Source organism: Brevundimonas sp. (assembly GCF_051858995.1).
Lineage (GTDB): Bacteria > Pseudomonadota > Alphaproteobacteria > Caulobacterales > Caulobacteraceae > Brevundimonas.
In genome coordinates, this window is record NZ_JBHYGN010000010.1 from 91,863 (window position 1) to 104,047 (window position 12,185).

Annotated in this window: 13 protein-coding genes; 3 read left to right on the forward strand and 10 right to left on the reverse strand. The window is 68.2% G+C overall.

All coding sequences use genetic code 11. The features are described from left to right. The first annotated feature begins 43 nt into the window (after positions 1–43). Complete coding sequence (locus tag ACTIEF_RS11540; protein ID WP_439472288.1) at positions 44–298, forward strand: hypothetical protein; 255 nt, start codon at positions 44–46, stop codon at positions 296–298. On the opposite strand, the gene ACTIEF_RS11545 is transcribed toward ACTIEF_RS11540, so the two are convergent. The 3 genes from ACTIEF_RS11545 to ACTIEF_RS11555 all read right to left on the reverse strand — a co-directional run bounded on the left by ACTIEF_RS11545 (position 295) and on the right by ACTIEF_RS11555 (position 2,126). Then, positions 295–918 carry a ribonuclease HII gene (locus ACTIEF_RS11545; protein ID WP_439472289.1) on the reverse strand — a complete coding sequence of 208 codons (624 nt, stop codon included), beginning with the start codon at positions 916–918 and terminating at the stop codon, positions 295–297. The two genes, ACTIEF_RS11540 and ACTIEF_RS11545, sit on opposite strands and share 4 nt — an antisense overlap. Continuing rightward, entirely contained in the window at positions 918–1,514 is a 597-nt protein-coding gene (locus tag ACTIEF_RS11550; RefSeq protein ID WP_439472290.1) for a DNA-3-methyladenine glycosylase I, read from the reverse strand. Before ACTIEF_RS11550 ends, ACTIEF_RS11545 begins: the two co-directional genes overlap by 1 nt. A 120-nt stretch (positions 1,515–1,634) precedes the next feature. Then, positions 1,635–2,126 (reverse strand): winged helix-turn-helix transcriptional regulator, encoded by a 492-nt coding sequence (locus ACTIEF_RS11555; protein WP_439472291.1) that lies wholly within the window; start codon positions 2,124–2,126, stop codon positions 1,635–1,637. Between the two features lie 181 nt (positions 2,127–2,307). On the opposite strand from ACTIEF_RS11555, the gene ACTIEF_RS11560 reads away from it, so the two are divergent. Beyond that, on the forward strand, positions 2,308–3,162 hold the full coding sequence (locus tag ACTIEF_RS11560) for an acyl-CoA thioesterase (RefSeq protein WP_439472292.1): 855 nt from the start codon (positions 2,308–2,310) through the stop codon (positions 3,160–3,162). Positions 3,163–3,202: 40 nt separating this feature from the next. Here the strand turns inward: ACTIEF_RS11560 and ACTIEF_RS11565 are convergent, their stop codons facing one another. The 3 genes from ACTIEF_RS11565 to mnmA all read right to left on the reverse strand — a co-directional run bounded on the left by ACTIEF_RS11565 (position 3,203) and on the right by mnmA (position 6,486). After that, entirely contained in the window at positions 3,203–4,420 is a 1,218-nt protein-coding gene (locus ACTIEF_RS11565; protein WP_439472293.1) for an RtcB family protein, read from the reverse strand. Between the two features lie 286 nt (positions 4,421–4,706). Further along, a complete protein-coding gene (locus ACTIEF_RS11570) occupies positions 4,707–5,282 on the reverse strand; it encodes a hemerythrin domain-containing protein (protein WP_439472294.1) in 576 nt (191 codons plus the stop codon). Continuing rightward, positions 5,275–6,486: a tRNA 2-thiouridine(34) synthase MnmA gene (gene mnmA / locus ACTIEF_RS11575; protein WP_439472295.1), complete on the reverse strand. Its 1,212-nt coding sequence runs from the start codon at positions 6,484–6,486 to the stop codon at positions 5,275–5,277. The genes ACTIEF_RS11570 and mnmA overlap by 8 nt, the downstream gene beginning before the upstream one ends. Here mnmA and ACTIEF_RS11580 point away from each other — a divergent pair. After that, on the forward strand, positions 6,467–7,195 hold the full coding sequence (locus tag ACTIEF_RS11580) for a hypothetical protein (RefSeq protein ID WP_439472296.1): 729 nt from the start codon (positions 6,467–6,469) through the stop codon (positions 7,193–7,195). The two genes, mnmA and ACTIEF_RS11580, sit on opposite strands and share 20 nt — an antisense overlap. 3 nt (positions 7,196–7,198) lie before the next feature. Here the strand turns inward: ACTIEF_RS11580 and sciP are convergent, their stop codons facing one another. From sciP to ACTIEF_RS11600, 4 genes are all read right to left on the reverse strand, one after another. Beyond that, positions 7,199–7,483, reverse strand: coding sequence for a CtrA inhibitor SciP (gene sciP, locus ACTIEF_RS11585; protein WP_376861317.1), 285 nt, complete (start codon positions 7,481–7,483; stop codon positions 7,199–7,201). Positions 7,484–7,646: 163 nt separating this feature from the next. Beyond that, the gene (flgE, locus tag ACTIEF_RS11590; RefSeq protein ID WP_439472297.1) at positions 7,647–9,365 is read right to left on the reverse strand and encodes a flagellar hook protein FlgE; all 1,719 of its coding nucleotides are present in this window, start codon (positions 9,363–9,365) and stop codon (positions 7,647–7,649) included. Positions 9,366–9,377: 12 nt separating this feature from the next. After that, on the reverse strand, positions 9,378–10,151 hold the full coding sequence (locus tag ACTIEF_RS11595; protein ID WP_439472298.1) for a flagellar hook assembly protein FlgD: 774 nt from the start codon (positions 10,149–10,151) through the stop codon (positions 9,378–9,380). Positions 10,152–10,154: 3 nt separating this feature from the next. Then, positions 10,155–12,002 (reverse strand): flagellar hook-length control protein FliK, encoded by a 1,848-nt coding sequence (locus ACTIEF_RS11600; protein WP_439472299.1) that lies wholly within the window; start codon positions 12,000–12,002, stop codon positions 10,155–10,157. Positions 12,003–12,185 lie beyond the last annotated feature (183 nt).

Genomic DNA, 12,185 nt, shown 5'->3' on the forward strand with positions numbered 1-12,185 from the left:
GGAACGGCCTGACTCCCGGCCCGTTGTGTCCGGCATGGAACAGATGACCATGACCCCCTCGCGCCGCATGGATGGCGTCCGCGCCTATGACCGGGCCGCCGATGCGTTCGGCGTCGTTGCTTGGAAGGCGCCCGGACCTCGTCGCTTCGACAACCGTCCCGCCAATGACACGCCCGAGACCGCTGAGCCGACCGTGGGCGAGATGGTTCGCGCCATTCCCGGCTGGGTGGTGGTGGTCGGCGGCGGGGTTGTCGCCGCCCTGATGGGCGCCATGCTGGGCGGGGCGCTGCACATCTAGTCCTCCAGAAGCGCCTTGACGGGCCCCCAGGTGCGCCGATGCTCGGGGCAGGGGCCGTGGAGCCTGAGCGCCTCGGAGTGGACCGGGGCGTTGTAGCCCTTGTGGCGTGCGAAGCCGTAGGCGGGGTAGAGGGCGTCCATCTCGATCATGATCCGATCCCGCGCCGTCTTGGCGAGGATGGAGGCCGCGGCGATCGATAGCGACAGGCCGTCGCCGCCGACGACCGTCTGGATCGGACAGGGCAGGCGGAATTTGTAGTTGCCGTCGACGAGGGCCGCGACCGGCTGGATCGCCATGGCCTCGATGGCGCGACACATGGCAAGACCGGTGGCGCCGAGGATGTTCAGTTCCTCGATCTCACGCGCCGAGGCGAAGCCGACGCCCCAAGCGAGGGCGCGGGCCTTGATCTCGGGCTCCAGAGCTTCGCGGCGTTTCTCGGTCAGGGCCTTGGAGTCATCGATGCCCGGCGGCAGGTCGTCGGGATTGAGGATCACCGCCGCCGCCGAGACCGGACCCGCCCAGGGGCCGCGTCCCGCCTCGTCCACGCCGCAGACCAGCCCGCCGGCGGACTGGGCCAGCAGGGTCTCAAGGGCGAGGGTGGGGAAGGCGCGGTCCGACATTATCGGCGGGCCATCGCACGAACCTCGGCCTGACGAAAGCACGACCGTTGGTGATCGTTGACCATGCCGACCGCCTGCATGAAGGCATAGACGATGACCGGGCCGCAGAAGTTGAAGCCGCGCTTCTTCAACGCCTTGGCCATGGCTTCGCTCTCGGGCGTCTTGACCGGGGCCTCGCGGAAGTCGGACCAGTCGTTCTGGATAGGCGCGCCGCCGACGAAGGACCAGAGCCAGGCCGAGAAGTCTTCTCCGTTGTCGCGCATCTCCAGCCAGATCTGCGCGCCGCGGATGGCGGCGTTGATCTTGGCGCGCGAGCGGATGATGCGCGGGTCGGCCAGCAGCCGCTCGATATCCGCCTCGCCATAGGCAGCGACCTTTTCAGGATCGAAGCCGTCGAAGGCGTCGCGGATGCCCTCGCGTTTTCTGAGGATGGTGATCCACGCCAGCCCGGCCTGGAAGCCGTCGAGGATCAGCTTCTCCCACAGGGCGCGGGCGTCATACTCGGGCACGCCCCACTCCTCGTCGTGATATGCGATGTAGAGCGGGTCGGTGGTCCCGCACCAGCCGCAGCGGCCTTCAGCATGTGAGTCGGTCATGCGGTGAGGATAGCGTGATTGGGGTGTGGGGTGTGGGGCATCGGGCGTACCCTCTCCCGATGGGAGAGGGTTGCGATGATCCTTTCCCCTCCCTCTCCCGATGGGAGAGGGGGCGGAATCTCAGGCCACCTCGTCCTTGGGCATGACTTCGCCGACCGTGGGGCGGGTGCGGTCGTGGATGAGCTGGATGTCGCGGGGACGGACGATCTCGTTGCAGTGGCCGCAGGCGATGCGGGGGGAGAGGTCGTGGCCGCACTCCTTGTGGACCATCTTCAGCCCTGCGTTTTCCTCGCCATAGACGTGCTTGGCGCCCCAGGCGTGCAGGGTGACCAGGACGCCATACAGGTCCTTGCCCTTGGCGGTCAGGATGTATTCGTTGCGCGGCGGACGCTCGGAATAGAGGCGGGGCTCGAGCACGCCGTGCTGGACCAGGGTCTTCAGCCGGGCGGCCAACACATTGCGGGCGACGCCGAGACGCTCCTGCCACTGTTCGAAGCGGCTGACGCCGTTGAAGGCGTCGCGGATGACCAGCATCGTCCACGGATCCCCGATCACCTCAAGGGTGGCGGCCACCGTGCAGCTTTGTCGCGAATAATCGGCTGTGCGTCCCATGTGGACAAAGGTGACGCCGCGTCAGGGGTTTTGCAAGAGGGTTGCCAATCTGAACGCACTAAGTCAGTCTTGTTTCGCTACGGACACGTTCTGACTTCTGTCAGGCGTTTCCTGGTCCCTTGAACTCCGGGCGGAGGGCGCAGGTCTTCCGTCCGCCCTTTCCTGCCGATAGATCGACCGCATGACGCTGCAGACACTCGATGAAGCCCTGACCCTGACCGAAGACGGCGAGGGCGGCCAAATCGCGCCGATGACCGGGTCGTTCTCGAACGCGCCCCTGTCGTGGCCGGCGGAGAAGGGTTCGCCGTTCGGGGGGCTGATGGCGGCGCTGGCGGCCAAGGCGGCGCGCGAGACGCTGAATATCGCGGCGCCTGTGCGGACCATCGCGACCCAGTTCCACATCGGGGCGAAGTTCGAGCCGATGACGATCACCAGCGAACTGCTGCGCGGCGGCCGTTCCGCCTCCTACGCCTCGGTGCGGGCAGGGCAGGGCGATCGGCTGGCGATGAGCGGGCTGGTCACCTTCGGCGCGGCGGGCGACGGGCCGGAGCTGCGCGCCGCCTCGATCACCCCGCCGCCGCTGCTGGAACAGCCGCTGACCCCGATGGACCCGCAATTCGGGCCGCATTTCATCCAGCATGTCGAGCATCGCTTCGTCGGCGGCATAAAGCTGTTCGGGCGCAATGACACCGACCGGATGGGGGTGTGGATGCGCACCGTCGATGGCAAGCCGCTGGACGAGGCGCGTCTGGCCTTCCTGCTGGACGCCACCTTCCCGGTCTACTGGACGATGCTGCCGCCGCCGCCCGCGGTCTCGGCCACGGCGGATCTGCGGTATGACTTCTTCGGCCCGGTGCCGGAGGACGCCGCCCCGGACGGCTGGACCTATTTCGAGTTCGTCTCGCGCGACAGCCACGGCGGCTGGACGGTCGAGGACGCCACAGCCTGGGCGCAGGACGGGCGACCGCTGGCGGTGGGCCGCCAGTTGAGGAAGGTGCTGGCGTCGCGGGCGCCGAAGGCCTCGGCGGAGGGCTGAACGACGAAAGCCGGCCACGCTTGCGCGCGACCGGCCTCCGTCATCCCTTGACGCACACCACCTGACGCAGGGTGTGCACGACTTCGATTAGCTCGGACTGGGCCGCGATCACGGCGTCGATGTCCTTGTAGGCCATCGGCGTTTCGTCGATCACGTCCGCGTCCTTGCGGCATTCGACGCCCTGGGTGGCGCGGACGTGGTCCTCCACCGTGAAGCGGCGCTTGGCCTCGGTCCGGCTCATGGTCCGACCGGCGCCGTGCGAGCAGGTGCAGAAGCTTTCCGCATTGCCCTTGCCGCGCACGATGAAGGACTTGGCGCCCATCGAGCCGGGGATGATGCCCAGTTCGTCGAGCTTGGCCGACACCGCGCCCTTGCGGGTCAGGAATACGTCCTTGCCGAAGTGGCGCTCGTTCGAGACGTAGTTGTGGTGGCAGTTCACCGCTTCCTGCGTCGTCTCCAGATCCGGCCAGAACGCGCGCAGCACGTTCAGGACGCTGTCCATCATCACCTCACGGTTGGCGCGCGCGTACTTCTGCGCCCACGACACCGCGCGGATGTAGTCGATGAAGCCCTCCGACCCTTCCGGGAAGTAGGCCAGGTCCTGATCCGGCAGGTTCAGGAACCAGCGACGCGCTTCATATTTGGCCCGCTCGATGAAATAGGTCCCGAAGCGGTTGCCGACGCCGCGCGAGCCCGAGTGCAGCATCACCCACACGTCGCCCGCCTCATCGAGGCAGAGCTCGATGAAATGGTTGCCCGTGCCCAGCGTGCCCAGGTGGCCGAAACCACGCGGGTGCGCCGCCTTGGGGTGCTTTTCCACCACGGCGTCGTAGCCGGCCTTCAGCGCCTCCCAGCGGGAATGCGCCGAGAGGGGCGGCTCGTCGGCCCAGGCGCCCTTGTCGTTGCGCCCGCCGTTGTCGGTGCGGCCGTGCGGAACGGCCGCCTCGATGGCGGAACGGATGCCCGACAGGTCGTCCGGCAGGTGCTCGGCGCGGATCGAGGTCCGCACCGCCATCATGCCGCAGCCGATGTCCACGCCCACGGCCGCCGGGATGATGGCCCCCACGGCGGGGATCACCGACCCCACGGTCGCGCCCTTGCCCCAGTGCACGTCGGGCATGACCGCGATGTGCTTATGGATGAACGGCAGCGAGGCCACGTTCTTGAGCTGCTTGAGCGCGGCGTCCTCGATCGGCACGCCACGGGTCCACGCCTTGATGGGCGCGCCCGGGCTTTCGATCACGTCATAGTCGCGCATGAGTCTCCTTTCTTTCGTCTGATCCTTCCGGACCGGCGGGAGAGTTCTCTTGCGGATACAAGAAACCCCTCCGGCCGGCGCCAGGAGGGGTTGCTTGAAAACCGAAGCCGTTGCGGCCCTGTCGTTCCCTACACACCCTCCGCGCACGCGCCATTGGTCTCGACCGTCTGGCGGTCGAGCTGCATGGGCAGCGGCAAGGTGGCGTAGCAGGCGAACATGGGTCGTCTCGATTTCGGGAGGGCGCTGATATCCGAACCTTCGCCGGAGCGCCAGCCCCGATTTTCGATCAATGCGGCAGGCCGCGCAGGTGGATCAGGGGGATGACGATGTCCTCCTCATCCTCCAGATGGCGCAGCAGCAGCGGGGCGCCCGCATCCAGCGCATCTCCCAGCCGGGCGGCTCTGTCGGCGGCGTCGAGGGCGTTGGACGACACCGCCTGATGGAAGGCGAGGCCCGACTGGAACAGGGTTTCCAGCTGGGCGTGGATGACGTCATGGTCCCGATCCAGCAGGTCGATGCCGTGTTCGATCCTGGGCTCGATCTTGCGCATCATGGGGAAGTACTGGCCGCTCTCGATGCGGTGGTGGCCGTCCAGATGCTGGAGGAAGGACTGCAGCGCCGGGATCAACTGGCGGTGCAGGGCGCGGATGTCGCCACCCGCGCGCCACTGGCTGACCAGCCCGTCCATGTGGGCCTGATGCCCCCGGAAGGAGCCGTGCATCTGCAGCCAGAAGGCGGCGGTCTGGTCGAGGCCCGCCTCGCTCCAGCGGTCGCGGGGGTAGTCCTCGCGCAGATACAGCATCTCGACCGGCAGGCCGTGCCGGGTGGCGAGCGCCAGCGCGTCAGGGGAGGGATCAGACAACAGCGGTGGTCGCGGTGATGAAGCCGCCGCCCAGCAGGCGCTCGTCGTCGACGGGATCGTAGAGGGCGCAGGCCTGACCGGGGGCGACGCCTTCCTCGCCCGTGTCGAAGACGACCGAGACGACGCCGTCCTGCATCGCCAGACGGGCCGGGGAGGGGGCGCGGGTCGAGCGGACACGGGCCAGCACCGGCGCGCCTTCGAGGGCGGCCGCTTCGATGGAGGGCTGGTCACCCAGCCAGTTGGTCTCGTCCAGCGTCAGGGAGGCGGTCAGCAGGGCCTCGCGCGGGCCGACGATGACGTGGCGCTTCACCGGATCCAGCTTGGTGACGAACAGGGGCTCGCCGACGGCAACGTTCAGGCCCCGGCGCTGGCCGATGGTGTAGTCGGTGATGCCCGCGTGCATGCCGAGGGTGCGGCCGTCCATGTGGACGATCTCGCCGGCTTCGCGGCCTTCGGGGCGCAGCTTGTCAATCAGCGAGCGATAGTCGCCCGACGGCACGAAGCAGATGTCCTGGCTGTCCGGCTTTGCCGCGATGCGCAGGCCGAGCTCCAGCGCCACGCCGCGAACCTGCGGCTTCTCAAGATCGGCCAAAGGGAATCGCAGGTAATCCAGCTGCTCCGGCGTGGTGGCGAACAGGAAGTAGGACTGGTCGCGCGAGTGGTCGATGGCCTTGCGCATCTGGGCGCGGCCGTTAACGACCGCGCGGCGGACGTAGTGGCCCGTGGCCATGGCCTGGGCGCCCAGGTCGCGGGCGACGTCGAGCAGGTCGCGGAACTTGACCGTCTGATTGCAGCGGATGCAGGGGACCGGCGTCTGGCCCTTCAGATAGGAGTCAGCGAACTGGTCGATGACGGCGTCGCGGAAACGGCTTTCGTAGTCGAGGACGTAGTGCGGGATGCCGATGGTCTCGGCGGCCAGGCGGGCGTCGTGGATGTCCTGACCGGCGCAGCAGGCGCCCTTCTTCTTCAGCGCCGCGCCGTGGTCGTAGAGCTGGAGCGTCACGCCGACGACGTCATAGCCCGCCTTGTGCAGCAGGCCGGCGACGACGGTGGAGTCCACGCCGCCGGACATGGCCGCGACAACGCGCGAGCCGACCGGCAGGCCGACCGCCTTGCGCGCGCTCTCGATCGCCGCGTCCATGTCCTGCGGAGAGGCCATGGGGGCGATGTTCGGAACGGGGCAGATGTCCTCGGCGAAAGTCATGGGCGGCCATTTAGTGCGTGATGCGCGCGATTTCGAGGCGTCAGTCCAGATGAGCCCGCATATCCATGCGTTCGTGCAGTACGCGCAACACGGTGACCACGCCGTCCTTGTGCTGGAAGGCGAGGAAATGTCGGGGACGGCGCACGGGTGCGACCGGCATCTGAACACTCCTGAGGGCGTACAGAAGCATGATCTGTTTGCGGGTGTGGACCAGACGAACGCCACGCCGAAAGGGATCGGCGCGGATGTCCTGAAGCGCCCGGATCAGCAAGGTGCGGTAACGATCAGCCGCATCTTCACCGAAGACTTGGGTACTGCGCCTCAGGATGGCGTTGATGTCGCGTTGGGCGCGGGTGGTGAGCCGAAGCGTCGCCAAGGGTCAGTCACGGCCGAGGCCGTCAATCCACGCCGGGATGTCGTCGACCTCCATGACGTGACCGGCGGCAACGTCATCCAAACCTTCCTGAAGGGCGTCCTCGAAAGGCTGGGCCAGTCTGTCCCGGCGCTCCATGGCGTTAAGGGCTTGGGCCAGTACTTCAGAGCGATCTCGGAACGCGCCGGAGCGGACCTTCTCGTCCACGAAGGCTTCCATGCGGTCATCGAGCTCGACGGAGACCATGGTCATACCGGGAGATTAACACGGCGACCTGAAACGACAACGGCCGCTCCGTTTCCGGGGCGGCCGCTGCAGGCGTTACGCGGGGAGTAACTCTTAACCGCGGTAGTGCTGGATCCGCGTGGTCCGCAGACCCTGCATCCCCCATTTGTCGATCGCCTTCTGCCAGGCGATGAACTCTTCCGCCGTCAGGCGATACCGGGCCAGCGCGTCTTCCAGGCTGATCAGACCCCCGCGGACAGCGGCGACCACCTCGGCCTTGCGACGGATCACCCAGCGATCCGTATTGGCCGGCGGCAGGTCACGCAGCGTCAGCGGCGTGCCGGTCGGACCGACCACGTATTGTTCACCCGAGGTATTCAGGCGTCGCTCTTGCAACATGGGCTTATGCCTCATTCACCACCACCATTGAGCGTGCAAGGTAGCGCTGGGCCGCTAAGGGCCGTTTAAGCGTCGTGGTGAAGGAAACGATAAAATTCCCTCCGACCACGCCCCCTGTATTCAACGAAGTCTTCATTGAGACTAACCGTCAGTTACCTGAATATCAGCGTTTGATATTGATCAGCTCGGCGAGCATTTCGTCCGCGGTGGTGATGATCTTGGACGAGGCGGAGTAGGCGCGCTGGGTGGTGATCAGGCCGGTGAACTCTTCCGACAGGTCGACCGCCGAGGCCTCGAGCTGTCCCGAACGGATGAAGCCCGAACCGCCGGTGCCGGCCGTCTTGAGGTTGAAGGTGCCCGAGCCCTGGCTGACGCGGTAGGCGTTGCCGCTGACCTCGGTCAGGTTGTCCGGCGACGGGAAGGTGGCCAGGGCGACCTGGGCGATCTTGCGCATCACGCCATTGTCGAAGATGGCGGTGACGAAGCCCTTCTCGTCGATCTTGATCTCACTCAGGTTACCGAAGGCGGTGCCGTTGGTGATCGTCGACAGCACGACCGAAGGGGTGTTCAGCTGGCTGAGACCGCCCGCGGAGGTGTTCAGGTCAAAGGTGATGACCTGGTTGTCGATGCCCAGGCCGGTGGCCCATTTGGCTTCACCGGCGCCCGGAGCGGCGCCGTCGGAGGCGCCGAAGCTGATGGTGGCGTTCGTCGGATCATCGAACAGGCCCGTGCCGGCCGGCCAGGTCTGCATCTTGGCGATGTCCAGACGCCCGTCCTGGGTGAAGGCCAGGCGACCGGTGCGCAGCTGACCGTTGGTCAGGCCGGTTCCGGTCTCGACGTCCGAAGCGGGGACGGCGCGGATTTCGGCGTACCATTCGTTCGGGGTGTCGCTCTTCAGGAACGAGATCGCGACGGTGCGCTGGCCGCCCTTGGAGTCCGAGACCGGGATGGTCAGCTCGAAGTCCGGCTTGACGCCCTTCGGCGGCGTCGCGTCCGGATCCCACATGGCCATGGCGTTGGTCGCCGGGTCGTAGCGGGCCTTGGCGTCGGCCGAGGTGGTCAGACCCAGGCCGGACAGCGGCACGGTCACGGCGGGCGGACCGGCGCCGATCTGCAAGGTGGTCAGCGAACCGCCCGGGAGGGTGCTGGCGGTCAGGTTGCCCGCTGCGTCATAGGTCACGGTGCCGGTGATGGCGGGGTTGCTGCCCTCGCGGATCGTCACGTTCCACTGATTGGCCACGCCGGTCGGCTCGTACTGGACGCGGTAGTCGTGCTGGACCACCGGGGTGGCGCTGTCGTTGATGTCGTTCTTGGCGACCGGGGCGACGTAGGGCGAGACGGGCTGGCTGTCCCACAGGTTGGCGTTCAGCTGAACGCGGGTGGTCGGCTCGGCGGTGCCGCCGACGGTGCCGATGTTGATCGAGCGCAGACGGGTCAGGTCGGACGGGTCGGTCTGGATATTGCCGTCCGAGTCGACCGGCCAGCCCTGCAGGTAGAGACCGGCGGTGTTGCGCAGGTAGCCCTGGTTGTCCTTGGTGAAGGCGCCCGCGCGGGTGAACAGGCGCGAGTCCGTGGCGGTCAGGTTGTCGGCCTTTTCGGTGACGACGAAGAAGCCCTGGCCGCTGACGCCCAGGTCGGTCGAGGAGACCGTGCGGGTCAGCTGGCCTTCCTGGCTGATGAAGTGGCGGGCGGTGGTGGCGACGCCGCCGGCGGCGTAGCCCGAGCCGCGCGTCTGGCTGTTCATCACGGTCGAGAACTCGCCCGCGACGCGCTTGTAGCCGACGGTGTTCACGTTCGCGATGTTCTGCGAGATCGCGGCGAGGGCGGCGGAGTTGGCGCTCAGACCGGCGACGCCGGCTTGCATGGCGCTGTTGATGCTCATGTCGGAAGCTCCTTAGGAAAACAGTTTGAGGGGATTGAGCGTCGACGCGAGCGAGGCCATCAGGCTCTGCTCCTCCGCGTCGTCGCCGGAAGTGTCGGGGGTGGTAGTGGGCGGCGTGGTCGTCGTCCGGGTTTCTTCCAGAGCGATCACCGTCGACAGCGGCAGGATGGAGTTGCCGACCGTCAGGTAGGGCTGGCCGTCGTACATCTCGACGCCGGTGACGCGACCGCGGGTCAGGACCTGGGAGTCGACGGCCTGGTTGGCGGTGTCCTTGGCCACGACCTTCAGGCTGTAGACAGAGCCTTCCGTGGCGTTGGCGCCGGAGGTGGTCTTTCCATCCCAGGTGAATTCGTGGACGCCGGTCGTCTTGTTCGGCGCGTCGCCTTCCCAGACCACGCGGCCGTTGCTGTCCAGCACCTGCAGCTTGGCGGTGGCGGCGTTGCCCGCCAGTTCGTAGCTCCAGTTCGCCTTGCCGTCGGTGAACTTGGTGGCGCTCCAGGCGGCGGTGGCTTCCTTGCCGATATAGTTGGACGCGCCCGCCAGGCCGCCCGAGTTCTGGGCCGCGAGCAGGCTGGTCAGCAGGTCGTTGGTCAGCAGCTGCTGCTCGACGCCGGCCATCTGGGTCAGCTGGGCGGTGAACTGGTTGGAGTCGACCGGCGACAGCGGGTCCTGGTTCTTCAGCTGCGCGGTGAGCAGGCTGAGGAAGGTCTCGAAGTTCGAGGCCAGGGTTGCGCCACCGGAGTTGATCCGGCCCGCGGCGTTGGCGGTGGAGACGGCGTCAACCATTGATCAGACCTTCATATCCACGCCCGTGGGCGTGAGGGACAGCGCCTGCCAGCGGGGGGGTTGGGCTGCGGTGTCGGCTTCGGCGTTCAGGCGAGAGGCGGCGGCGAAGGCGCGCGACTGGCCGCGCTCCTGGTTCTGGCTGCCCTGACCCCGGTCGAAGGCGCTGGAGCCGCTGTCGCGCTGGGTGAATTCAAAAGCGTCGTCCGCGACGTGGAAGCCCTGTTGCTCCAGCTGGCGGCGCAGTTCGTCGGCGCGGCCGCGCAGGTCGGCGGCGGCGGCGGGATTGTCGAAGGCCAGACGGGCGGCCAGGCGACCCTCGGCGTCGATGTCCAGCTTGACGTCGATGCGGCCCAGCTCATCGGGCGTCAGGGACATTTCAAAGCGGGTGGACCGGCCTTCCAGACGCTTGATGATCTGGGCGGCGATCTGGGCGGTGGCTTCCACCGAGGCGCGCGACAGGGTCGGCGGCAGGGCCTCGCGGGTCGCGCTGGCGGTCTGGGCCGAGGGGGCGGCTTCCGGCGCCGGAGCCTCGACCGGCGCGTCGCTGGTGGTGTCGGCGGCCTCGACGACCGTATCGGCGGCGGCGGCCATTTCCGGACGCGGCGCCGAGGCTTCAGCCATCGAGGGCGAAGCGCTTGCGGCGCTCGCGGTCGAAGCCGGGGCGGCGGTGGTCGCGGTCGTGGCGTAGGTCGCCGGAGCGGCGGTGTCGACGGCGGCGTTGGTCTCGGTCGAGCGGGCGGCGCGTTCGGCAAGGCCGCGCAGCGACGGGGTCTCGGCCTGCGGGCGCGCTTCTTCCGTCCTGCGCTCCGCCTCGGGGACCGGCGGGGCGACGTATCTGGTCAGTTCGGGCGTCTCGCCCTTGCCCGGCGCCTCGAGCGGCTTCATCGCGGCGGCGACGGCCTGCTCGACCTCGGCGGGGACAGCGGGCTGCACCGGCGGCCGGGCGGCGGCCTCTTCCATGACGGCGGGAGCGGGCGGCAGGACCTCGGGCGCGGCGGCCTTGGCCAGCGTGGGGGCGGGAGCCGGGGCGAACGTTTCAGCCGGGGCGACGTCGGTGGTCGCCGTCAGGGGACGAGCGACCTCGACCATGGCGGTGTCGGCCAGACGGGTCTGCGCCATGTCCACGACCAGACGGTCAGCGGTCTCGACAGCCGGGCGACCTTCAGCGGTGAGGCGGCCTTCGACCGGCGCGGGCGGCAGAACTTCCGGAGCCTCGACCTCAGCCTTGGCTTCGGTGGGCGGGGCGACCGGCAGAACCTCGGGCGCGTCGGTCACGGGGGTCTTGATGGCAGGGCGGACCAGAGGCTCGGCGTCGGCGGTCTTGCCGGTCGGGGCCTTGTCCACCGGACGCGGCGTCGTGGCGACGGGGGCGGGCTTGGCCGCGGGTTGCGCGACCGGGAGCGGCGCGGCCTCGACCGGAGCGTCCACGGGCGCCGCCTCGGCGACCGGCGGCGGGGCGGGTTGAACCGGGGCGAACACGACCGGAGCGGTCGGCGTTTCGCCGGTCGGGGCTTCAGCGGAAGGCGTTTCGACGACCGGCAGGGCGGTGTCGGCGGTCTCGACCGGCGCCGCTTCGACGCTCAGGTCCAGGTCGCCGATCAGCAGGATCGGTTGCGGCGCGGGCGGAAGAGTCTGGGCCGGAACGACGGCGGCGGCCGTGGCGGCGTCGGTCGCGTCGGTCTTTTCAATAGAGGGAGCGGCTTCGGCGTCGTCGCCGTCCGCCGTCATCTCGCCGCCCATCATCGACGCCAGCAGACCCTCGAACGCGGACGCGTCAACCGTCGACGACCCTTGCGGGGTCGCCGGGGCGGCGGGCGCGATCATCGAGAGCAGGGCGGAAGCGGTCGACATGGGGTCCAGGCGAAAATCGCCGAGGCGGGGGTAGCGAGGGCGCCTGCTGCGCCGAACATTCGGACCCTCCGGCGCAAGTCGCGGGCCACTCGCGATTTTCCCTGCAGAAGGCTGATATTGCTGGGTTTTGGTGTAAGCGCCCGGAGGCGGCCTGCGGTGCTGTCAGGTCGAAACTTGCCGCGT